Source organism: Daejeonella sp. H1SJ63 (assembly GCF_029360775.1).
Taxonomy (GTDB): Bacteria; Bacteroidota; Bacteroidia; order Sphingobacteriales; family Sphingobacteriaceae; genus Daejeonella.
The window spans coordinates 181,021-202,653 of the sequence record NZ_JARKMZ010000028.1; the positions used below are offsets into that span (position 1 = coordinate 181,021).

At 39.1% G+C, this 21,633-nt stretch carries 22 protein-coding genes; 10 read left to right on the top strand and 12 right to left on the bottom strand.

Going from position 1 to position 21,633, the window contains the following annotated elements; translation table 11 throughout:
* The first annotated feature begins 12 nt into the window (after nt 1-12).
* Nucleotides 13-783: a tryptophan synthase subunit alpha gene (gene trpA / locus P2W72_RS08695; RefSeq protein WP_276360961.1), complete on the top strand. Its 771-nt coding sequence runs from the start codon at nt 13-15 to the stop codon at nt 781-783.
* A 25-nt stretch (nt 784-808) separates the two neighbouring features.
* On the opposite strand, the gene nhaA is transcribed toward trpA, so the two are convergent.
* Both nhaA and P2W72_RS08705 read right to left on the bottom strand, forming a co-directional pair.
* Entirely contained in the window at nt 809-1,984 is a 1,176-nt protein-coding gene (nhaA, locus tag P2W72_RS08700) for a Na+/H+ antiporter NhaA (RefSeq protein ID WP_276360967.1), read from the bottom strand.
* Nucleotides 1,985-2,068: 84 nt separating this feature from the next.
* Entirely contained in the window at nt 2,069-2,689 is a 621-nt protein-coding gene (locus P2W72_RS08705) for an L-threonylcarbamoyladenylate synthase (RefSeq protein ID WP_276360971.1), read from the bottom strand.
* A gap of 88 nt (nt 2,690-2,777) precedes the next feature.
* Between P2W72_RS08705 and P2W72_RS08710 the strand changes: the two genes are divergently transcribed.
* Nucleotides 2,778-4,406, top strand: a complete 1,629-nt coding sequence (locus tag P2W72_RS08710) for an FMN-binding glutamate synthase family protein (protein WP_276360975.1) — start codon at nt 2,778-2,780, stop codon at nt 4,404-4,406.
* Here the strand turns inward: P2W72_RS08710 and asnS are convergent.
* From asnS to P2W72_RS08730, 4 genes are all read right to left on the bottom strand, one after another.
* Complete coding sequence (gene asnS / locus P2W72_RS08715; RefSeq protein WP_276360980.1) at nt 4,403-5,851, bottom strand: asparagine--tRNA ligase; 1,449 nt, start codon at nt 5,849-5,851, stop codon at nt 4,403-4,405. The genes P2W72_RS08710 and asnS overlap by 4 nt on opposite strands.
* Before the next feature lie 68 nt (nt 5,852-5,919).
* Entirely contained in the window at nt 5,920-6,345 is a 426-nt protein-coding gene (locus P2W72_RS08720) for a cytochrome c (RefSeq protein ID WP_276360987.1), read from the bottom strand.
* Nucleotides 6,335-6,985, bottom strand: a complete 651-nt coding sequence (locus P2W72_RS08725; protein ID WP_276360992.1) for an SCO family protein — start codon at nt 6,983-6,985, stop codon at nt 6,335-6,337. The genes P2W72_RS08720 and P2W72_RS08725 overlap by 11 nt, the downstream gene beginning before the upstream one ends.
* A gap of 77 nt (nt 6,986-7,062) precedes the next feature.
* Entirely contained in the window at nt 7,063-8,799 is a 1,737-nt protein-coding gene (locus P2W72_RS08730; protein WP_276360995.1) for a phospho-sugar mutase, read from the bottom strand.
* 169 nt (nt 8,800-8,968) lie between these two features.
* Here P2W72_RS08730 and P2W72_RS08735 point away from each other — a divergent pair, with 169 nt between their 5' ends.
* Together P2W72_RS08735 and lysA are read left to right on the top strand one after the other, a co-directional pair.
* Nucleotides 8,969-10,282: an aspartate kinase gene (locus tag P2W72_RS08735; protein WP_276361002.1), complete on the top strand. Its 1,314-nt coding sequence runs from the start codon at nt 8,969-8,971 to the stop codon at nt 10,280-10,282.
* Nucleotides 10,283-10,317: 35 nt separating this feature from the next.
* A complete protein-coding gene (gene lysA / locus P2W72_RS08740; protein WP_276361006.1) occupies nt 10,318-11,469 on the top strand; it encodes a diaminopimelate decarboxylase in 1,152 nt (383 codons plus the stop codon).
* 119 nt (nt 11,470-11,588) lie between these two features.
* Here the strand turns inward: lysA and P2W72_RS08745 are convergent, their stop codons facing one another.
* Entirely contained in the window at nt 11,589-12,809 is a 1,221-nt protein-coding gene (locus P2W72_RS08745; protein WP_276362189.1) for an acyl-CoA dehydrogenase family protein, read from the bottom strand.
* Nucleotides 12,810-12,993: 184 nt separating this feature from the next.
* Between P2W72_RS08745 and P2W72_RS08750 the strand changes: the two genes are divergently transcribed.
* On the top strand, nt 12,994-13,317 hold the full coding sequence (locus P2W72_RS08750; protein ID WP_276361011.1) for a hypothetical protein: 324 nt from the start codon (nt 12,994-12,996) through the stop codon (nt 13,315-13,317).
* Between the two features lie 73 nt (nt 13,318-13,390).
* Here P2W72_RS08750 and P2W72_RS08755 read toward each other — a convergent pair whose 3' ends face one another.
* Complete coding sequence (locus P2W72_RS08755) at nt 13,391-13,801, bottom strand: hypothetical protein (protein ID WP_276361016.1); 411 nt, start codon at nt 13,799-13,801, stop codon at nt 13,391-13,393.
* Between the two features lie 169 nt (nt 13,802-13,970).
* Here P2W72_RS08755 and P2W72_RS08760 point away from each other — a divergent pair, with 169 nt between their 5' ends.
* The gene (locus tag P2W72_RS08760; RefSeq protein WP_276361021.1) at nt 13,971-14,156 is read left to right on the top strand and encodes a DUF551 domain-containing protein; all 186 of its coding nucleotides are present in this window, start codon (nt 13,971-13,973) and stop codon (nt 14,154-14,156) included.
* A 57-nt stretch (nt 14,157-14,213) separates the two neighbouring features.
* Here P2W72_RS08760 and P2W72_RS08765 read toward each other — a convergent pair whose 3' ends face one another.
* From P2W72_RS08765 to P2W72_RS08775, 3 genes are all read right to left on the bottom strand, one after another.
* Nucleotides 14,214-14,411, bottom strand: a complete 198-nt coding sequence (locus tag P2W72_RS08765; protein ID WP_276361026.1) for a hypothetical protein — start codon at nt 14,409-14,411, stop codon at nt 14,214-14,216.
* Between the two features lie 250 nt (nt 14,412-14,661).
* Nucleotides 14,662-16,113 carry a M48 family metalloprotease gene (locus P2W72_RS08770; protein WP_276361031.1) on the bottom strand — a complete coding sequence of 484 codons (1,452 nt, stop codon included), beginning with the start codon at nt 16,111-16,113 and terminating at the stop codon, nt 14,662-14,664.
* A gap of 452 nt (nt 16,114-16,565) precedes the next feature.
* Nucleotides 16,566-17,324 (bottom strand): DUF1080 domain-containing protein, encoded by a 759-nt coding sequence (locus P2W72_RS08775; RefSeq protein ID WP_276361036.1) that lies wholly within the window; start codon nt 17,322-17,324, stop codon nt 16,566-16,568.
* A gap of 109 nt (nt 17,325-17,433) precedes the next feature.
* Between P2W72_RS08775 and folB the strand changes: the two genes are divergently transcribed.
* A complete protein-coding gene (gene folB / locus P2W72_RS08780; RefSeq protein ID WP_276361042.1) occupies nt 17,434-17,799 on the top strand; it encodes a dihydroneopterin aldolase in 366 nt (121 codons plus the stop codon).
* Nucleotide 17,800: 1 nt separating this feature from the next.
* The gene (locus tag P2W72_RS08785; RefSeq protein ID WP_276361047.1) at nt 17,801-19,198 is read left to right on the top strand and encodes an FAD-linked oxidase C-terminal domain-containing protein; all 1,398 of its coding nucleotides are present in this window, start codon (nt 17,801-17,803) and stop codon (nt 19,196-19,198) included.
* Between the two features lie 3 nt (nt 19,199-19,201).
* Here P2W72_RS08785 and P2W72_RS08790 read toward each other — a convergent pair whose 3' ends face one another.
* The gene (locus P2W72_RS08790; protein WP_276361053.1) at nt 19,202-19,630 is read right to left on the bottom strand and encodes a thioesterase family protein; all 429 of its coding nucleotides are present in this window, start codon (nt 19,628-19,630) and stop codon (nt 19,202-19,204) included.
* A 111-nt stretch (nt 19,631-19,741) separates the two neighbouring features.
* Here P2W72_RS08790 and P2W72_RS08795 point away from each other — a divergent pair, with 111 nt between their 5' ends.
* Both P2W72_RS08795 and P2W72_RS08800 read left to right on the top strand, forming a co-directional pair.
* A complete protein-coding gene (locus P2W72_RS08795; protein WP_276361057.1) occupies nt 19,742-20,191 on the top strand; it encodes an Hsp20/alpha crystallin family protein in 450 nt (149 codons plus the stop codon).
* A 90-nt stretch (nt 20,192-20,281) separates the two neighbouring features.
* Entirely contained in the window at nt 20,282-21,595 is a 1,314-nt protein-coding gene (locus P2W72_RS08800) for a nicotinamide mononucleotide adenylyltransferase (protein ID WP_276361060.1), read from the top strand.
* Nucleotides 21,596-21,633 lie beyond the last annotated feature (38 nt).

Sequence of the window (21,633 nt, forward strand, 5' to 3'; positions counted from 1 at the left end):
ATAGAAATAACCATGAACAGACTTAATAAATTGTTTCAAAATAAACAGGAACCGCTTTTATCTCTATATTTTACAGCAGGTTACCCTGAGTTAAACAGTACTGTAGATATTGCAGAAGCAGTAGAAAAGGCGGGTGTCGATTTCATAGAAATTGGTTTTCCGTACTCTGATCCGCTTGCAGACGGACCCGTTATTCAGCACAGTTCTCAGGTTTCGCTAAAGAACGGGATGAATCTGAAAGTACTTTTTGAGCAGTTAAAGGAATTAAGAAAGAGAGTAAGTATTCCGGTTTTACTGATGGGGTATGTAAATCCTGTATTACAGTATGGTGTGAAGAATTTTTGCGATTCTTGTGCAGCAGTAGGAGTAGACGGTGTAATTGTACCCGATCTTCCAATGTATGAGTATGAGGAGCTGTACAAAGAGAATTTTATCAGTAATAACCTGAGTAATATCTTTCTGGTTACTCCTCAGACTTCAGAAGAGCGTATTCGTAAAATAGATGAATTAAGTAACGGATTTATCTATCTGCTTTCTTCTTCTTCAACAACAGGCAAAAACCTGAAAGTTTCTGATGTGGCTGAATCGTATTTTTCCCGGATCCGGGATATGAAGCTTAAAAATCCAACAATGATTGGGTTTGGTATTTCAGATCAGGCAAGTTTTAATAAAGCTGCTGAATATACCCGTGGAGCTATCGTGGGCAGTGCATTTGTTAAATTTCTGGGAACGGAAAATGCAATGCAGCGGATTCCTGAGTTTGTCAAGTCAATCAGACCCTGACCCTGTCAGATTTTCAGATTTATAGTTATTTCAGACTCTTCTTGTTTAAAAAATTAAGAAAGATATATCCGGCAATGCCTGCACTAACCGATGCAGTCAGAATGGCAAATTTTGCTTCAGTCTGAAAATCAGGATTGCTGAAAGATAGCATGGATACAAAAATTGACATTGTAAATCCGATGCCTGCAAGCATACCTAATCCTATAATATGCTTCCAGCCTGCTCCTGAAGGTAAAGTTCCGAATCCTAATTTGACAGATAACCATGAAAATATGGCTACACCAATTGGCTTTCCAATGAACAGGCCAAGTATGATACCTAAACCCAGCGGACTGTAAAGTTCGTCAATCATATCTTGTTCAAAGCGGATGTTTGTATTTGCCAATGCAAATATTGGCATGATCAGAAAATTTACCGGTCTGACAATGATATGTTCAAATTTTTCAAGCGGTGAAGTTTCTTTCACCGGGTTTGTAGGCACAGTCAATGCGAGTAATACACCGGCAATTGTTGCGTGTATGCCTGAATGATGGACAAAATACCAGAGGAATATTCCGGGAATAATGTAGAATAGGAGTTTTGTTACTCCCATTCTGTTCATTAGTATCAGCAAGGCAAGAATACCACCGGAGTATAGAAAATACATCCAATGAAGTTCATTGGTGTAAAAAACTGCAATTACAATAATTGCACCAAGGTCATCAGCAATTGCCAGTGCCGCTAAAAATACTTTTAAGGAAGCTGGAACTCTCTTTCCAAGTAGTGAGATAACTCCAAGCGCAAAAGCAATATCAGTAGCCATTGGGATACCCCAACCCCGTGCAGTATCAAGTCCCTGATTGAATATTACATATATTGCTGCAGGCAAGAGCATTCCTCCCAGTGCTGCCATAATTGGCATGGCTGCCTTTCGTGGATTTGATAATTCACCCTCAATCATTTCCCGTTTTATTTCAAGGCCGACGAGTAAAAAGAAGATAGCCATTAACCCGTCATTAATCCACATGGATAATGAATATTCCAACTGCAGGTTTTCAGTACTGAACCCAAGTTTAGTGGATAGCAACTGTTCGAATCCATTTCCCAGTGCAGAATTGGCAATACCAATGGATGTAGCCACACAAAAAAGCAGTATGATGCCGCCAATTTGTTCTGATCGAAAAAAGTCTTTGAAAGGTTGCAGGTTAATTTGTTTAGCCATGGTCACAAAGTAATAAAATTGCCCGTAAAATGAATAAAGGGGTTAAAGTGCAGATATAATGAATAGTCTAAGAATATGTAGAAATCAGAGATATAAATCCAGGTTCCCTTTACCTTGTCTTATGATTTCAAATTCACCTTCGCTGCAATCCACAATTGTGGACGGTTCATTATCACCATAACCTCCATCAATAACCATATCCACAATTTCTTCGTATTTTTCATGAATTAATTCCGGATCAGTTGAATATTCTACGATTTCATCGTCGTCATGTATTGAGGTAGAAATGATGGGGTTGCCAAGAGATTTTACAATGGTTCTCGCAATATTATTGTCGGGTATTCTGATACCAACTGTTTTTTTGTTGGAGCTTAGCAGTTTGGGAACATTTTTATTTGCATTAAAGATAAAAGTAAAGGGGCCGGGGAGTGCTTTTTTAATTACCCGATAGGTTTCGTTGTCAATTTGTCTTGTATAATCTGAAATATGGCTAAGATCATAGCAGATAAATGAAAAATTAGCTTTTTCAGGTTTTATACCTCTGATCCTGCAAATCTTCTCAATTGCTTTTGAATTTGTGATGTCGCAGCCCAACCCGTATACTGTATCTGTAGGGTAAATAATAATCCCCCCTTTTTGCAATACTTCTACAATCTGCTGTATCAGCTTTTCGTTTGGGTTTTCGGGATATAATTTGACTAACATGTTTAAATGTACTAAATTATGCGTTTTCTATCTGTAAGGAATGTGATTTTAGCAGTCCGGTGTTTAATCTAAATTTATATTGCATGTAATGAGAAAGATTTTTTTAGTTTTTTCGCTGCTGTCGACACTTGCCATTCTGGGACTTAGCATATTTTCAAAACAAATTTTATGGGGTTTTCTATTGACGGGCCCGCTTATATTACTGGGTACGTATGATATGATTCAACGCCGTCATAGTATCGCCAGAAACTTTCCGGTGTTTGGAAGATTGCGTTTTTTTATGGAAGATCTCAGACCGAAGATCTATCAATATTTTGTAGAAAGCGATACCAGTGGCACTCCTTTTAACAGACTAAGCAGGTCAGTCATTTATCAACGGGCAAAAAACGTTGACGACTCAGTGCCCTTCGGAACCCAACTTGATGTTTACCAGAGTGGATATGAGTGGTTGAACCACAGTATATCTGCATATTCTCCGCATGAGATTAATCATAACCCCAGAGTTATGGTTGGTGGTCTGGATTGTTCACAACCTTATTCAGCAAGTATTTACAATATATCGGCAATGAGTTTTGGATCATTGAGTGAAAATGCCATCCTTGCTCTTAACGGAGGGGCTAAGATTGGAAATTTTGCACACAATACCGGTGAGGGTGGTTTAAGTGATTATCATTTACAGCCTGGTGGAGATCTGATCTGGCAGATCGGAACCGGGTATTTCAGCTGTCGGAATAAAGATGGCAGTTTTAATGAACAAGCTTTTGGTGAACGGGCACGCTTGCCTCAGGTTAAAATGATAGAAATTAAAATGTCGCAGGGAGCTAAGCCGGGGCATGGTGGTATTTTACCGGCACGTAAGGTAAGCGAAGAGATTGCCAGAATTCGGCTGGTAGAAAAGGGACATGATGTTATTTCTCCGCCTACACATTCTGCCTTTTCAAATCCTTTGGAGATGGTGACATTCATTAAAACGCTAAGGGAACTTTCAGGAGGTAAACCGGTGGGTTTTAAATTATGTATTGGCAATAAGTGCGAATTTATTGCGATATGTAAAGCGATGAAATTTACCGGAATTTATGCTGATTTCATTACCGTAGACGGTGGTGAGGGTGGTACCGGTGCAGCACCACAGGAATTTTCCAATGCGGTAGGTATGCCTTTGCGGGATGCATTGGCCTTTGTACATGATATTTTAACAGGGTTTGATCTCAGACGGCATATCAGAGTCATTGCATCGGGTAAAATTATTACAGGTTTTGATATGATTAAGTGTTTCGCTCTGGGTGCCGACATGTGTAATGCAGCCCGTGGGATGATGTTTGCCTTAGGATGTATTCAGGCGCTGGAATGTAATAAAAATACCTGTCCAACGGGTATTGCTACTCAGGATCCTTCATTGATCGCTGGCCTGGACGTGACTGACAAGAAGGTTAGGGTTTATAATTTTCATAAATCAACGGTAAATAGTGCGGTGCATTTGATTGCAGCTGCAGGATTAAAGCACCCCGGCGAGATTCACCGTGCCTTGATTTACAGGCGGACTGGTCCGAACCAGATACAAACCTATGCCGAAACCTATCCACCGGTTCAATCCGGAAGTTTGACAAAAAGACCCTATCCTCCTCAATATGAGAATGAAATGAATATAAGTTCTGAGGATACCTTCAGGCCGCAATATGAAAAAATAATGGATCTTGCGTCTGTAGATAATGTTTAAAACTCTGCGTTTTTAGGAGTTCTCGGGAAAGGAATAACATCTCTGATATTTGTCATTCCGGTAACGAAAAGAACAAGACGTTCAAAACCCAGACCAAATCCGGCATGTGGTGCAGAACCAAAACGGCGGGTATCCAGATACCATGACATTTCTTCGGCAGGAATGTGCATTTCTTCCATTCTTTTCTCCAGTTTCTCCAGACGCTCCTCGCGTTGCGAACCACCTACAATCTCTCCGATGCCCGGGAATAAGATATCCATTGCTCTAACCGTTGTTCTTCCTTCTGCATCCGGTTCATTTAAACGCATATAGAAAGATTTGATATCAGCAGGATAGTCGGTTAAGATTACGGGTTTCTTAAAATGCTTTTCAACAAGGAAACGTTCATGTTCCGACTGAAGGTCAGAACCCCATCCCTCAATAAGATATTTGAATTGCTTCTTCTGATTTGGTTTTGAATTTTTAAGTATACTTACCGCCTCAGTGTAGCTTATTCTTTCAAAATTATTATCCAGGCAGAAATTCAGTTTTGCCAACAGATCAAATTCAGAGCGTTCAGCCTGTGGTTTTGATTTTTCTTCTTCCAGTAATCTGTTTTTCAGGAACTCAAGCTCATCTGCACAGTGATCTAAGGCATATTGGATCAGGTATTTCAAAAGTTCTTCTGCCAGATCCATATTGTCATTGAGGTCATAGAACGCCATTTCGGGTTCTATCATCCAAAATTCTGCAAGATGACGGGTAGTATTAGAGTTTTCGGCACGGAAAGTTGGCCCGAAGGTATAAATATCTCCAAAAGCCATGGCTGCTAATTCTCCTTCCAGCTGACCTGAAACCGTTAGATTGGTGGCTCTGCCGAAAAAATCTTCTTTATAATTTATGCTCCCATCTTCATTTCTCGGGATGTTATCAGGGTCAATGGTAGATACCCTGAACATTTCACCCGCTCCTTCAGCATCTGATGCCGTAATAATTGGGGTATGCATGTACACAAAGCCCTTATCATTAAAAAACTTATGAACCGCATAGGCCAATGCATGGCGGATTTTGAAAACTGCGTTGAATGTATTGGTACGAAAACGCAGGTGTGCAATTTCGCGAAGAAATTCAAGACTATGCTTTTTAGGCTGCAAAGGAAACTTTTCAGCATCACTGTCGCCCAGTATCTCTAATTCATTTACTTTAATCTCGATACGCTGACCCTTACCAAGTGATTCTACAACCTCTCCCTTAATGGATACTGCAGCACCGGTAGTCAGTCTTTTTAAAAGGCTTTCATCAAAAGAATTAAAATCAACAACCGCCTGAATATTGTTAATGCTGGAACCATCATTTAATGCAATAAACTGGTTATTTCTGAAGGTTTTAACCCAGCCCATCACAGTAACTTTCTTGCCGAAATCAGTTGTGTTTAATAAATCTTTAATTCGTGTACGCTTAGCCATGATTTTTTTATGAGTTGCAAAAATACAAATCGTTCCGTTAACCACAAGAAAGAAGCGATTCTCTGATGTTATTTGCAGTTATTTAAGTCGTTCAGGACCTGCTGGTCTGAATAGAACCCCTGCTTGTTACCAAAGGAATTGGTGATGTAAACAATTACTTGTGCAATATCAATATCTGCGAGATTGGGATTAGCGGGCATATTCCCATCAAAGGGGACATTGTTGATCTGTATTGTTTCATTCTGACCATTTTTAATAATACAGGCCAGTTTGTTTTTATTTTGTTTGAGATAAAGGCTGTCGGTTAGTGGGGGATACAAAGTGCCAAGGCCCTTTCCATCTGCACCATGACAGCTTTGACAATTCTTTTCATAAATCCCCTTGCCATTGACATAGTATCTTTTATAATTTATTCCTTCTTCATTCTGACAAGAATGGAAAACGGCTGAGATACTTAAAAGAAAAAGCAGGGTATATATGATTCTATTTCTCATTGGCAGCTTCTTCTGCAAGTAATTTATCTATATCCAGCATCAGTTGTTTTACCTGGTTTTCTTTAGTTCCGTCATAAGCACCTCTTAAATGCTTCTTGGTATCAACCAGAATGAACCAGCCCTGGTGGACGAGCCCTTGCGGATCTGTACTGTCCTCAAATGCAGAAACCAGATAACTTTTTGCAGCTATCCCAAATATTGAATCTCTGCTGCCATGTACAAATTCCCACTGATTCCCTTCAACGCCAAGTTTGGTTGCATATTTTTTTAGTCGGGAAGGGAGGTCATATTTGATATCTATTGAGTGTGAAAGGAATTTAATTTTGGGATTTCCCTTGTACTTGTTATACACATTCAGCATGTTTCTGTGCATTACAGGGCAGATGGTTGTACAAGAAGTAAAAAAGAAATCGGATACATAAATTTTGCCATCAAAGTCCTTATCAGTTACTGCAATGCTATCCTGATTCAGATAACTGAATGGAGGGATAGTCTGATAGATTGTATCTACAACTGTTTTACCATTTACGTTTTTTTCAACAGGCTCCCGACTTCCTAAAATCGGGAGCCTGTCGTCAGATTTATTGGTACAAGACTGGATTAAAGCAGCTGCAATTGTAAAAAACAGAATTTTGTTCATAATGCAAATGTACGCCGTTTTACATTGTTAAAGTGCTTTATGGTAGATATTTCGGGATGAAATATTTCAGATCCGGATCAAACTTCCAGATCTTTCATGATATGATCTATTTTTTTGTCCAGATCCAAACTCACCTGATCAAATTTGTTTGTATCAGGAAGAGCTGTCTTTACACTACAGTAAAATTTAATCTTTGGCTCTGTTCCTGAAGGTCTGGCTGAAATGATGCAACCATCGGCAGTAATGAATTGTAATACATCTGATTTTGGATAGTTAAGCTTATCTGATTTGCCTGAGATAAGGTCAGTATTTTTACCTAACTCATAATCTTTCAAACGGATTACTTTGGAACCCCCAAGGCTTTCGGGGGTATTGGTCCTGAAGCGCTGCATCATTGCCTTAATCTCTTCAGCTCCGGTTTTCCCCTTTTTGGTTATCGAAACTAACTTTTCTTTGTAGAATCCATATTCATGATACATATCCAGCATGGCCTGATATAAACTGCTTCCCATGTCTTTATAATAGGCAGTCATTTCAGCAATGAATGCGCAAGAAATCACGGCATCTTTATCTCTTACCAGCTCACCAACAAGATATCCGTAGCTTTCTTCGCCACCTGCAATAAAGGTCTTTTTGCTCTGCAGCTCAGTGATAAGGGCTCCGATCCATTTGAATCCGGTAAGTGTTTCAAAGAAACTTACATTTCTCTTCCTGGCAATATCTTCGATCAACTTGGTAGTTACCACAGTTGAAACGATATATTCATTCCCGGTCAGTTTCCCTTTCTGTTCCCATGCACTAAGAAGATAATTGATAAGAAGTGATCCGGTCTGATTTCCGTTAAGAAGGATGAATTCACCCTTGTTATCTTTTACAGCTATTCCAACGCGATCAGCATCGGGGTCGGTAGCAAGAACCAGATCAGCATCAATTGCCCGGGCTTTTGTTAATGCCAGACTAAGGGCTTCCTGCTCTTCAGGATTGGGGTAGACAACTGTCGGGAAGTTGCCATCCGGATTTGCCTGCTCTTCTACAATATTTACATTCCTGAATCCAAATCGTTCAAGTGCTGCCGGAACAAGTGTAATCCCGGTTCCATGAATTGGAGAGTAAACAATTTTCAGATCCTTCTGCCTTTGAATGGCTTCCGGAGATACTGAAAGCGCAGTGATTTTATCGAGGTACAAATTGTCCAGGCTTTCTGTAATCAGTTCAATGTTCTGGTCAACCCTTTCAAATTTGATAAATTCAACCCCTTTAATTGCAGAAACCTCATCCATCACCATTTTATCGTCAGGCGAAATGAACTGTCCTCCATCATTTCCGTATGCTTTATAACCATTGTATTCTTTGGGGTTATGAGAAGCGGTAATCATAACACCACTTTTACACCCTAATTCCCTGATGGCAAAAGAAAGCAGGGGAGTAGGCCTTAAGGCTTTGAAAAAATATACATGTATGCCGTTGGCAGAAAACACTTCAGCAGTGATTCCTGCAAAATAATCAGATTGATTTCTGCTATCATGAGCTACGGCTACTTTAATTTTTTCTCCCGGATATTTTTTTAACAGGAAGTTGGATAATCCCTGTGTTGCGGCCCCGATCGTGTATTTGTTGATGCGGTTTGTTCCGGGACCCATTGTTCCGCGAAGTCCACCGGTCCCGAATTCAAGATTTTTATAGAATGAATCAGTCAGCTCTATATATGCTTTCTCATCAAGCAAGGTCTTGATTTCTTTCTTGGTATCAATGTCATAGCTTCCCTGAAGCCAGGAATTAATCTTGTTTAAAACGGATATTTCTAGGTCGTGCATTGTAAATTTTCAATTGTAATTTGTGTAAATATTACACCTGGGTAGAATTTTGACCGGAAATGCCAAATAAATTCTGCTGAGCATGAAAAATAGTGTGCTTTTTCCTATTTTTAGCATCTCATTGCACAAGTATAAAAATCATTTGCTGCAATCTAAAATTCAAGCCTAAATGAAAGTATTAAAGTTCGGAGGAACTTCTGTAGGAAGTCCCGATCGCATCAAAAAGTTATTAGACATTATTAATCCTAAAAACAGACAGATTGTTGTTCTTTCTGCTGTTTCCGGTACTACAAACAGCCTTGTTGAAATTTCTCAGGCATATCTTGCAGGAGATAAATCCAGAGCGGCAGAATTAACTGCTGCGTTAAAGGCGAAGTATGATATTTTTATCAAAGAACTTTTTTCAACTGAAGATGGTTTACAAAATGGTAAAGAACTGATCGATTATCACTTCAATCTGATCTCTTCATTCGCTAATGAACATTTTACCCCGGTTGAAGAAAAGGTAATTCTTGCTCAGGGCGAATTGATATCCACGACTCTTTATCATATCTATCTGACAGAGATTGGCGTACCATCAAAGCTTCTTCCTGCTCTTGATTTCATGAAAATAGATGAAGACAATGAGCCAATTGTTGATTTTATAACAGAGCATCTGCAGCCGATGCTGGATAAATATCCTGAAGATACCTTGTTTATTACCCAGGGTTATATCTGCCGCAATTCATTTGGTGAGACCGATAACCTGCGCAGAGGAGGCAGTGATTATACAGCTTCATTAATCGGAGCTGCTATACGCGCTGAAGAAGTTCAGATATGGACAGATATTGACGGTATGCACAATAATGATCCAAGGATTGTTAAGGGAACGAAGCCTATTGCACAATTATCATTTGATGAAGCTGCGGAGCTTGCATATTTCGGAGCAAAGATTCTGCATCCTCAGAGTGTTTTTCCTGCTCAGAAATACAAGGTTCCGGTTCGCCTTCTTAATACCATGGAGCCAACTGCTCCGGGAACCCTGATCACAAATGAGAGCGAACGTGGCAAGATTAAATCTATCGCTGCCAAAGACGGGATTACTGCAATCAGAATACAATCCAGCAGAATGCTGCTTGCTTATGGGTTTTTAAGAAGAGTTTTTGAGGTATTTGAACGTTATAAAACTCCAATTGATATGATAACTACCTCAGAGGTGGCGGTATCAGTAACGATTGATGATACCCGAAATTTGGGTGAAATCATAGAAGAGTTAAATAGTTTTGGTACCGTTGAGATTGACCATGAACAAACAATAGTTTGTGTGGTTGGAGATTTTGCTGCAGATAAGCATGGCTTTGCTGCACGTGTACTCGAAGCCCTGAAGCATATTCCATTACGTATGATTTCATATGGTGGTAGTAACTATAATATTTCACTTCTGTTGGGCGACAGTAATAAAGTTGAAGCACTCAGATCATTACACCATCGTTTATTTGAATAATACATTAATCCGCTAAGGCGGATATTCTAAAATATATGTTTAGCAGGAATACAATTGCACGTTTTCAAAATACTGAAACACCGTTTTACTATTATGATCTGAACTTATTGAATGAGACTTTAAGCTCATGCAAAAAAGCTTCAGATCAATATGGTTTTCATGTTCATTATGCTTTGAAAGCAAATTTTAATCAGGAGGTACTGAAAGCCATAGAAAAAGTGGGCTTTGGTGCAGATTGCGTTAGTGGGAATGAGGTGAAGAAAGCAATTGAAATTGGTTTCGATCCGGGAAAGGTAGTTTTTGCAGGTGTTGGAAAATCTGATAAAGAAATCATTTCAGCCCTGAACAATGATATTTTTTGTTTTAATGTTGAATCAGTTCAGGAATTAGGCATCATCAATGAACTTGCTGCAGGATTAGGGAAGAGCGCCAGAGTTGCTATCCGTATCAATCCGAATGTAGATGCTCATACCCATAAGTATATTACTACCGGACTTGAGGAAAATAAATTCGGCATTAATCAATGGGAACTAAATTCCTGTGTTGAGGAATTAAAAAAGTGCCAGAACCTCGAACTGATAGGAATTCATTTTCACGTTGGTTCGCAAATAACCAATCTTGAAGTATTCAGAAGTCTTTGCCTCAAAGTAAATGAACTAAGTGCCTGGTTCGAAGATCATGGGTTTAATCTTCAGATACTAAATGTAGGAGGAGGACTTGGAGTTGATTATCAAAACCCTGATGAGCATCCGATCACTGATTTTGAGGCCTATTTCAGCATCTTTGATAAATTTCTGGAACGCCGTCCGGGTCAGGAGGTGCATTTTGAGCTGGGAAGAGCCCTGGTAGCACAGTGCGGAAGTCTGATCAGCCGTATTCTCTATGTAAAAAATGGCCTCAAGAAGAATTTTCTGATTCTTGATGCCGGAATGACTGAATTGATGCGCCCTGCTTTGTATCAGGCATATCATAAAATTGAAAATATCAGTTCAGATTCTGGTCAGACAGTAAAATATGATGTTGTTGGACCGATTTGTGAAAGTACAGACTGTTTTGGTAAAGAGATCGAACTTCCTGATTCTAAAAGAGGCGATTTAATAGCAATCAGAACGGCCGGTGCTTATGGAGAGGTAATGTCTTCGGGATATAACCTTCGGGAGAGAGTTCAATCAGTATATTCTGAATGAGTATTAATGATTTTTCAAATAAATGAGGGAGCCTGATTATTGAGCTCCCTTTTTTGTTGGATTGTCAGGCTCGTACATCAGACGTTTAAGTCTTAAGTTTTTATATAAGTAGTTAGATTTCAGGCAAATGCACTCAACCCGGTAATGTCCAGTCCGGTGATCAGTAAGTGAATATCATGAGTGCCCTCATAAGTTACTACCGACTCCAGATTCATCATATGACGCATGATTGGAAATTCGCCGGTAATGCCCATTCCTCCAAGCATCTGACGGGCTTCTCTTGCAACATTAAGAGCTGTTTCAACACTGTTTCTTTTTGCCATGGATATTTGTGCCGGGCTTGCACGATTTTCGTTTTTCAGAACCCCAAGTCTCCAGACAAGTAACTGTCCTTTGGTTATTTCAGTAAGCATTTCGGCAAGTTTTTTTTGCTGTAGCTGAAATCCGGCAATAGGACGTCCAAACTGCATACGTTCCTTGGAGTAACGAAGTGCGGTATCATAGCAGTCCATTGCAGCACCTAATGCACCCCATGCAATTCCATATCGGGCCTGATTCAGGCAGCCCAGCGGCCCTTTTATTCCCTTAACTCCGGGTAATAAATTAGCCTTGGGTACTTTTACGTTATTAAATACGAGTTCACCGGTGGCTGAAGCCCTTAGGCTCCATTTGTTGTGGATCTCGGGTGCACTGTATCCTTCCATGCTTTTTTCAAGGATAAGCCCCCTGATAATGCCTTCCTCATCTTTTGCCCATACAATAGCAATATCTGCAAAAGGAGCATTCGAAATCCACATTTTTGAGCCGTTAAGCAGATAGTGATCTCCCATATCTTTGATATTAGTGATCATACTTCCGGGGTCTGAACCATGGTTTGGTTCAGTTAAACCAAAGCAGCCCATATATTCACCCGAGGCCAGTTTCGGTAGATAATGTGCTTTTTGTTCTTCCGATCCGTATGCATAAATCGGATACATAACCAGAGAGCCCTGAACTGATGCAGCAGAGCGAATGCCTGAATCGCCACGTTCAATTTCCTGCATGATAAGGCCATAGGAAATATAGTCGAGCCCTGCACCGCCATATTCGGCAGGAATTGTTGGTCCGAAAGCGCCAATTTCAGCCAGTCCCGGGATTAAATGATGAGGGAATTGTGATTTTTGGGCGCAGTCTTCAATAATCGGACTGAGCTCCTTTTTTACCCAGCTACGTACACTATCACGTACAAGTTTGTGTTCTTCACTCAATAATTCATCCAGAAGGTAATAATCCGGAGCTTCAAATTGGTCTTTTTTAGCCGACCTGTGAAAATCTTCAGCACTTGTAGTTTGATATGGCATGGACACTCTTTTTTTCAAAACTACTAAAATAGCTTTATATAAAATCCATTTGTTGATCTTCAAATGGCATGCAGTCATTTACCGATAAATTCCCTGTTTTAACCGAAACCTTAGTGCCGCCTGCCAAAAAGTTCTATAGTAACCCTTCATAAGCGTATAAATTTGATCAACAAAAAATAAACAGATGAAAACTTTGATAACATTAAGCGGATCATTAATTATAATGATGGCACTGAAGGCCAGTGCAGCTGATCATGAAAATCCTGTTAAGAGTGATAAACCTGCGACAGCAGTTACAGTTGCTCCTTTCATATGGGGTAATCCGGAAGAGATTGCACCCATTGAACTTAAAAATGTGAAAGCAAAATATGCCAGTGTACCTGTAGCTCCATTTTTTCCGGGCGATGCTAATGAAATTGCTCCATCAGATCTGATAACTGATGTACAGATTCCTTTAGCACCATTTGTTTGGGGAGATCCTGAAGAAGAAGCGCCACAAATAGAATAACAGTAATTTAAAGGCCTTAATTTTCAACTACATGGATAGATAATCTACCCGTATAGTAAATTATGCTCGGAGATTAGGATGAAGTCCGTTCATATAACCAGCCAATCAGTGCTCCTGAACTTGCTCCAAGTATTGCCATGCAAATAGCGTCAATAAGGCTAACCGGCAAATTATATAGATTGTACTGAGAATAGGATACAATGTTCATTCCCAGACTGAACAGAAAAAATATTAATGCTCCGGTCAATGCTCCTTTTACTCCCGACTTAATACCCGTAATCTGTATAATATAAGACATGGTAATGCCCCATATGATATTTCCGACTGCAATAGCCCAGATTTCCATAGGGTCTTTCATTAAACCGGGATAGCTGGGAATATTGCTTGAAAAATATTCCATCATCAGAATACCATAGATCAAAAAGCCGGTCAGGAAGACAACTATGCCTCCGGCAAGACCGATCAGTAAGGTTTTAATATTCATTTTGTTACAGGTTTTTTAATGAATTTAACCTTATTGTTTGATATTAGCAAGTATTTTTTATTAGAATGTGTTGAAAATGAAGCATATATGTTTCAGCTGTTAAATTCAGAAGATTACTTAAGAGTTTGAAACTATATTGTCAATTCAATTATATTAATATCTTTATCAAATGATCTGGAAATTAGTTAGAGAGGAATTGCCTGAACAGGCAATTGACGTATTATTGTTTGACGGAGGTCAGATTTATTTTGGTTATTATAGTGAGAAGTATGATAAGTTTGTAGTAGCCAATGATAAAGTAGCGTTAGAGGATTTTACACATTGGATGTCCTTGCCGGAGTTTCCGGCTAAATAAAGGAATTAGATACTTCGCAGCTTATCTGAGTATATACACTCAATTTAATCTATTTGCTTACCTGCCGTAATTTTTGGTAATTGGTGGGGTAGAGGTAATTTCTCCGTACTCATTTACATAAGCCATCATGTCTTCGAGTTTTCCGCCATTGGAATTTTGTTGGCGTTCCAGTTTTCTTTGCTCTTTATCTTCTTTCTTCTTTGCTCTGTTTTTTTCGAGCTGTTTCTTCATGAATGTTGCCTGCGATTTTGCCATAATTTGTTTAATAATGTAAAAAATTACTATCCGAAATTATTGTTCGCTGCAGGTAGTGTATTGAATCCGACTTGGGGAATGGATCTTGGTTTATGATTTAAATATATAAACTCCTGATCAGGCGAATTATGCAGTTATGAAATAAAGAATAGCGTGTGAGTTGATGTAAAGGTACGGATTTTTATGGGCAAAGGCAAGTTTAAGGGGCATAATTGTGGAGCATGTCCTCTTAAACTCGCTTGCTGAGGCTTTAGTTCGCTATGATTTTGATCAACGATCCCTGCTGCACATTATCTGTCAACTGCATGCCGTTTAGAATTGAGAGCTCCTCCATTCTGCCTTCAGATATCTTATAACTGGCTAATGCCTGCTTAAGAGTGCCTGATTGTTTTACTGTTTTAATACGGATTCTTTCGGGTTGTTTATTCAGTTTCGATGTATCTTTCAGCTCTTTGAAATTTTTCATCGTTTGCGAAAATATCTCCGAATAGGAATTAAAATCGGCACTTGAGCATGCTCCAAGTAATACGTAGATATTTTGATTATACTGAATATAATAAGACATAGTCCTTACTGATGAATTTTGTTGTCCCTGTTGCGGTTTCACATCGGCTATAACCGCCAGTGCATTCAATCCGTTAAGGGTAATCTGATTCGACTCTATTACCTGAAGATTATTATTCTTTATTACTGTGTTCATTACATCCTGAAGTGTATTACCCTTGCCTAAAGTCATCATCAGCAGTGCTTTTCCATCTTTTGGAGCTAACTGAATTCTTTGCGGAGTGTTCTGATAGTTCCATCCTGCCGGAGTAGGAAACTGGAATTTTAATTCAGGATGGTAGAAAACATCTTTCTCAAGAAAACCCTGCTTGGGATCTTCGCCATAAATCAGTCCCTCAATCCGGCGTAAGTAACTTTCCCTGTTAATATTTGGGTTCTTTAGATTTAATTTCTTTTTCCATTCTACAGATAGGTTATTTACAGTCACATTTCTTTCGCCTGGATTAGGGTGGGTGGATAGGAAATCAGGAAGTTCTGCAGCTTGAGTGCCTGCTGTTTTTCTTTCAAGGGTATTGAAAAATCCGGCCATCTCGTGCGCATCGTATCCAATCTTTGATGAATACTCAACTCCCAGTTCATCCGACTGGCGTTCTGCATCGCGGCCAAATTTCAGGAAGAGGAGTCCCAGCCCCTGAGATAATGGTTGTGCAAAATCCGCCACCTGCGGAACGAGGATCATGCTTCCGATCAATCCAACCTGACCTAATACGGCTTTAGTTTGCTGAGAAACTGAGTGTCGGGCAGTAATATGTCCTATTTCATGCCCGAGCACTCCGGCAAATTCAGCTTCATTGTTAAAATGAGCCATAATACCTCTGGTGAAATAAACATAACCACCGGGAACTGCAAATGCATTGAGAATTTCTGAATCCACAATTTTAAACTCGTATTTCAGGTTTGGCCTGTGAGAAATTGCAGCCATTTCCCTGCCCTTTTGGGTAATGAAATCCTGAAGTGCCTTATTTTCATAAAGTCCGTACTGGGCAACTATTTCAGGGTCGGCCTCTTTACCCATTGCTATTTCCTGTTCTTCAGACATTAAAACTATTTGCTTCTTACCTGTTACAGGATTAACTGCACATGAATTTGTAAGGAAAAGCGATGCGCTCAAACAGGAATAAAGTATAAAATTCTTCATTATCGTCTATTTTAACATGAATAGTTCAAAATTCCGGCCAATTAACACATTGTACAGCTCAATTGTCTGTATCAAATTTAGTGTTTGTTTGACTGAAGAATTTAGTCTGAATAAAAAATAGCTCAGATTGATTTTTTATTTGCTTGGTAAACAGTTATATATGATGTGAAGTTCTATTTTTATTTCGATAAATTGCTTAGAAGGATTCAATAATTATTCTTGTATTCTGGCAAACCGGACTCTTATTTTTGTCTTTTTTCGATCCGGGCTGATCTGATAACTGTATAGAAATCCGGATAAGTGCATCGGATTTTTGCATATAATCGGAATTGATCAGCAACCGCTCTGACAGATTATTGAGACATGTCAAAGTTCAGGTATTATGCGGGCTATGTGATAAATATTCTGGAAGAGCATCAGGATAATGCTATTATCTGATGCTCTTTAAATTTCTAAAGTTCTCTGATCCAGATATTTCTGAAGCTTATGGGTTCGCTTGGATCACCATGATCCTGTAATTTTATAGATAAAGCCCCATGTTTTCTATAGAATGGTGCACCGATATAAAGTGTTTCTCCCTTTAATTCAAGATTGTTTTGAATCAATACTCCGTTGTGAAATACAGTAACCCTGGCCGGACTATTGATATTTCCGTTGTCGTTAAAGACAGGAGCTGTCCATACTACGTCATAATATTGCCATTCTCCGGGTTTTTTGGATGCATTTACCAATGGAATAGCTTGCTTATATAGGCTGCCGGCCTGTCCATTACTGTATGTTGAGTTCTTGTAGGAGTCAAGTAATTGAAGTTCATATCCGGCATCACCGCCACCTTCAGTTGAACCGAGAAATATTCCGCTATTCCCGCGTGCCTGTCCGCTTCCACTAATGTTTGCGGGAATTTGCCATTCAATATGTAACTGATAATTAGTGAATTTCTTTTTTGTCTCAATGTTTCCGGTTCCTTTTTTGACAGTGAAAATGTCGCCTTTAACTGTCCACTTAGCCTCTGAACCGTCTTTTACTGATTTCCATTGGTCAAGATTATTCCCATTGAATAATATAATTGCATCATCAGGAACTGGATTGAAATTTATCTGTTTCGGAACCGGAGTCCATACTTCAGTGTCTTTTGGGTTAGCTTTTTGCTGTGCATATCCTTTCTGGCAAATCAGAATAGCAAGTGCACCTATCAATATGATCTTTTTCATGAAATTGGTTTTGTTTAATATGTTTTTGTTCACTCTAATTTAGGTTTATTTAGGAAATATTCCATTTCAATACATTATTGTCTGTCGCAAATAATATATTTTTGTCTCTATGGGGACTTTAAGGCAAAAAGTAAGTTTGGAGGGTGTTCGATTCTTTGCTTATCATGGGTTTTATCCTGAAGAACAACTATTGGGAACGGAGTTTATGCTTGATATAGAAGCAGAGACAGAGGTTTTTGGTTCAGGTGATGATGAAATAAGTAATACTGTAAATTACGAACGCCTGTTTCAGATTGCTTCTGAAGAAATGAATGTCCCCCGTAAATTGATTGAAACTGTTGCTCACAGTATTCTCGACAAGATCAGGCATGAGTTTCTTGCTGTTCAGATGATTAGGGTTAAGATCAGGAAAATGTATCCGCCTATGGGTGCCGAGATCAGGAATTCGGGTATTGAACTTGTATTTAAGAGATAACATGCAATTTAACTCTATTGATAGTGCTCTTTTGTCTGAGATATCAGGTATTGTTGGTAAAGAGAATGTTTATACCGGTTTGGATGAACTGGAGTCTTACTCTCATGATGAAACTGAGGATCTGGTATATTTTCCTGAGGCTGTGGCCATTCCTGCAGATACTGAGCAGATCTCAAGGCTGATGAAACTATGTAATAAGCATCATATTCCGGTTACGCCCAGAGGGGCAGGCACCGGACTTAGTGGTGGTGCGCTTGCAGTTCAAGGTGGTTTGGTGATCTCAATGGAAAAGTTCAACAGTATTATTGAAATAGATGAACGTAATTTACAGGCAACGGTTGAATCGGGTGTAATTACAGAGGTTTTAATGAATGCGGTTGCAGAAAAAGAACTTTATTATCCGGTAGATCCGTCGAGCAAGGGCTCCTGTTTTATAGGTGGCAATGTAGCGCATGGCAGTGGCGGTCCAAGGGTTGTTAAGTATGGAACCATCAGGGAATATGTATTGAACCTGGAAGTTGTTTTGCCAGACGGGGAGATTATCTGGACGGGAGCAAATACTTTAAAATATGCTTCAGGCCTGAATCTGACTCAATTGATGATTGGATCTGAGGGTATTCTGGCAATCATAACAAAGGTTGTATTAAAGTTGATTCCTCGTCCGGCACATAGTTTGGTAATGCTTGCCTCTTTCCCCGGAAATGAAGAGGCATGCATGGCGGTATCGTCTATATTCAGGGCCGGCATCTGTCCCTCAACTCTTGAATTCATGGAAAGAAGGGCAGTTGAATGGGTAATCGCTTATGATCATTTCCCTTTTGATCTGAAGGATGAAGTTGGAGCACTGCTGATGATAGAGATTGATGGCAATGATCTTGATATGTTATACAGCGATTGTGAAAAGATAAACACCGTGCTGGAGGCTCATAATTGTTCAGATGTTTTATTGGGTGATACTGCTGCTCAGAAGGAGTCGATCTGGAGAATGAGAAGAACTATGCCACTTTCGGTTAAATCCAATTCAATTTATAAGGAGGAGGACACTGTTGTGCCGAGGGCTGAATTGCCAAAGCTTATTTATGGTATAAAGGAAACCGGTAAGAAGTATGGCTTTGAGTCTATTTGCTATGGCCATGCCGGCGATGGGAATCTTCATGTAAATATAGTTAAAGCTGATATGTCTGATCACGACTGGAATACCAGGTTAAAGGAAGGTATTCGCGAAATCTTTGAACTAACTGTTGCTTTGGGTGGAACTATTTCAGGTGAGCATGGTATCGGGTTGGTTCAGCGGGAATATATGGATATCAGGTATCCTCATGTTCATATGGATCTGATGCGTGGAATTAAGAAAGTATTTGATCCCAAAGGGATTCTGAATCCGGGCAAGATGATCTGAACGCTACAGATTTTCCATTTTTTTGCGTTGGTATTCAGGTATTGGAACGGGTTTTCCTGCATTGTAATCGTAGGCAACGCATAGGGTTGATCCTGTGGTGCATATTTGTTCCTCGCCATTAACAACTTTAATCAGTATGTATTCCAGATCAAAACTGCTTCCTCCAATTCTTGATGTTCGTACATAAGCATAAACCTCGTCATTGAGCATAATCGGTTTCAGGTATTCAACATGCGAATTTCTTAAAATGATACCAATATTGCTCCAGTCCCATTCAATGATTTCATTCCAATACGCACTTCTGGCTACCTCAAAATAGGTAAGATAAATGGCATTGTTTACATGTCCGAAAGCGTCAATATCTGCAAACCTTATTGGAATATTGGTTTTGTAATGATAGTCTTCAGTTTTGATTGTATGCCGTATTGTCATTTGTTTTTAAGATATAGTGACACAATGGCTCGTTTGTTATTCAATAATAGTGATTTTTCTGATTGGTATATAGATTGGTAATGAAAAAAATAAACTTAGGAGGACATAAAAATGGCACTTGTAAAATTTGCAAACGGAAACTCAAACAAAGTATTTAAACCGGTTTATTCTGATGTTTTTGATTCATTTTTCAATTCAGATTCATTTTTGCCAAAAAGTACTGTAGTACGTATTCCTGCAGTAAATATAGCAGAAAATGAAAATCAATTTCATATTGAACTTGCAGTTCCGGGTATGAAGAAGGAAGACTTTAAAATTAGTCTTGAACACGATCAGCTGACAATTTCTGCAGAGAGTAAAGCGGAGAATGCCGAACAGAATGATGCAAAAAAATATAACCGGGTAGAATATAATTATTCATCATTTATGAGATCTTTCACTTTACCGGAGAGTGCTGATCCTTCAAAAATTGAGGCTGAATATAAAGACGGAATTTTGTTGATTGCGGTTGCAAAGAAAGAGGAAGCAAAGATTCAGGCCAGAGAAATTGTAGTGAAATAAGTTTAATTGAATAGGTGAAAATTAAGGCAGTTCATAAGCGAACTGCCTTTTTTATTGCACTTTAAGACACAAAAATCGTATTTTTACAGCATGCAGAGAGAAATTTTAGAGACCAGAAGAAAAGCCTTAAAGATAAATTTAGATGAAGCGATTTACGGAACTTTTGCCGAAATAGGGGCAGGGCAGGAGGTCGCCAGAAATTTTTTCACTGCAGGTGCAGCCTCAGGTACAATTGCCAAGACCATGTCGGCCTATGATATGGTTTTTAGCAATTCTATTTACGGAACTGAAGAATCGGGCAGGTATGTTTCTGAATCACGTCTGGATAAAATGATTCAGCATGAGTTTGGACTGCTTTCTGAACGTCTTTGTGGTCCTAAATATGCCGGGAAGACTTTCTTTGCATTTGCAGATACTGTAACTACACTGAATTTTAATAAGACTAATGATCCTCATGGCTGGCTTGGAATACGTTTTCAGTTAAAGCCGGGCGGTGAGCCTAATGATATTATTTTTCATGTCAGGTTACTTGACAGCGATACCAGTTTGCAGCAGAATGTACTGGGAGTGCTTGGAGTAAACCTGGTTTATGCTGCATATTATTATCATGATAATATTCAGTTTATGATTGAGTCGCTGGTAGATAATCTTACGGTTGGATCTGTAGAGATCGATTTAATTAGTCTCAGCGGGCCACATTTTAAAAACGCAAACGACAGGTTAGTGAATCTGTATTTAATTGCTAAAGGATTTTCAGGAGCTGCAATCTTTGATAAGGAGGGGCAGGTCAGGCAATCTAAAGATGTGCTGTACAAAAAGGATGTGATGATTTTGAGGACAAAATTTGGTCAGAAGTCAACCCCGAATTTTGATCTTTTCAACAAGGCAGTTGAACAGTTTAAACGTTCACAGAATGTAAGTGATGATAATATTATTGTGATGATCGAGATCCTCATGACTAATTTTCTGGAGAATGAAAGAACTGAAAAGGGAAATGAAGAACTTGAAACTTTTGCGAAGCGGGCTGAGGAATTGTGTGCAACAGGAAATTATGTAATTGTTTCTGATTTTACCAGGAACCATAAACTTGCTCAGTATCTGTCGCGATGCAATCCGAAAAGTGTTGGTATCTCTACCAATATTGCCAATCTGAAGAATATATTCAACTCTGCCAATTACGGAGAGCATTATACTGATGAATTATTAGCTTATATCAGCGATCTTTTTAGTAAGAACGTGAAATTATATGCTTATCCCTATCTTGATAAAAAGAATAATGAGATTATCACTACCAAAAATATGCCTGTTTCACCCGAGGCAAAGCATCTTTTTGAGTTTTTGATCCAGAATGGATATATAATGGATATAGATGAGTATGACGAGAAGTTTGTAAAAACAGTTTAATAACAGCGAGGCGATTGAAGAATCAAGGAACAGTATAC

Excerpts from the sequence above, each read along its gene's own strand:
- trpA (WP_276360961.1), top strand. The coding sequence starts at position 13 with ATGAACAGACTTAATAAATTGTTTCAAAATAAACAGGAACCGCTTTTA.
- nhaA (WP_276360967.1), bottom strand. The coding sequence starts at position 1,984 with ATGGCTAAACAAATTAACCTGCAACCTTTCAAAGACTTTTTTCGATCA.
- P2W72_RS08705 (WP_276360971.1), bottom strand. The coding sequence starts at position 2,689 with ATGTTAGTCAAATTATATCCCGAAAACCCAAACGAAAAGCTGATACAG.
- P2W72_RS08710 (WP_276360975.1), top strand. The coding sequence starts at position 2,778 with ATGAGAAAGATTTTTTTAGTTTTTTCGCTGCTGTCGACACTTGCCATT.
- asnS (WP_276360980.1), bottom strand. The coding sequence starts at position 5,851 with ATGGCTAAGCGTACACGAATTAAAGATTTATTAAACACAACTGATTTC.
- P2W72_RS08720 (WP_276360987.1), bottom strand. The coding sequence starts at position 6,345 with ATGAGAAATAGAATCATATATACCCTGCTTTTTCTTTTAAGTATCTCA.
- P2W72_RS08725 (WP_276360992.1), bottom strand. The coding sequence starts at position 6,985 with ATGAACAAAATTCTGTTTTTTACAATTGCAGCTGCTTTAATCCAGTCT.
- P2W72_RS08730 (WP_276360995.1), bottom strand. The coding sequence starts at position 8,799 with ATGCACGACCTAGAAATATCCGTTTTAAACAAGATTAATTCCTGGCTT.
- P2W72_RS08735 (WP_276361002.1), top strand. The coding sequence starts at position 8,969 with ATGAAAGTATTAAAGTTCGGAGGAACTTCTGTAGGAAGTCCCGATCGC.
- lysA (WP_276361006.1), top strand. The coding sequence starts at position 10,318 with ATGTTTAGCAGGAATACAATTGCACGTTTTCAAAATACTGAAACACCG.
- P2W72_RS08745 (WP_276362189.1), bottom strand. The coding sequence starts at position 12,809 with ATGCCATATCAAACTACAAGTGCTGAAGATTTTCACAGGTCGGCTAAA.
- P2W72_RS08750 (WP_276361011.1), top strand. The coding sequence starts at position 12,994 with ATGAAAACTTTGATAACATTAAGCGGATCATTAATTATAATGATGGCA.
- P2W72_RS08755 (WP_276361016.1), bottom strand. The coding sequence starts at position 13,801 with ATGAATATTAAAACCTTACTGATCGGTCTTGCCGGAGGCATAGTTGTC.
- P2W72_RS08760 (WP_276361021.1), top strand. The coding sequence starts at position 13,971 with ATGATCTGGAAATTAGTTAGAGAGGAATTGCCTGAACAGGCAATTGAC.
- P2W72_RS08765 (WP_276361026.1), bottom strand. The coding sequence starts at position 14,411 with ATGGCAAAATCGCAGGCAACATTCATGAAGAAACAGCTCGAAAAAAAC.
- P2W72_RS08770 (WP_276361031.1), bottom strand. The coding sequence starts at position 16,113 with ATGAAGAATTTTATACTTTATTCCTGTTTGAGCGCATCGCTTTTCCTT.
- P2W72_RS08775 (WP_276361036.1), bottom strand. The coding sequence starts at position 17,324 with ATGAAAAAGATCATATTGATAGGTGCACTTGCTATTCTGATTTGCCAG.
- folB (WP_276361042.1), top strand. The coding sequence starts at position 17,434 with ATGGGGACTTTAAGGCAAAAAGTAAGTTTGGAGGGTGTTCGATTCTTT.
- P2W72_RS08785 (WP_276361047.1), top strand. The coding sequence starts at position 17,801 with ATGCAATTTAACTCTATTGATAGTGCTCTTTTGTCTGAGATATCAGGT.
- P2W72_RS08790 (WP_276361053.1), bottom strand. The coding sequence starts at position 19,630 with ATGACAATACGGCATACAATCAAAACTGAAGACTATCATTACAAAACC.
- P2W72_RS08795 (WP_276361057.1), top strand. The coding sequence starts at position 19,742 with ATGGCACTTGTAAAATTTGCAAACGGAAACTCAAACAAAGTATTTAAA.
- P2W72_RS08800 (WP_276361060.1), top strand. The coding sequence starts at position 20,282 with ATGCAGAGAGAAATTTTAGAGACCAGAAGAAAAGCCTTAAAGATAAAT.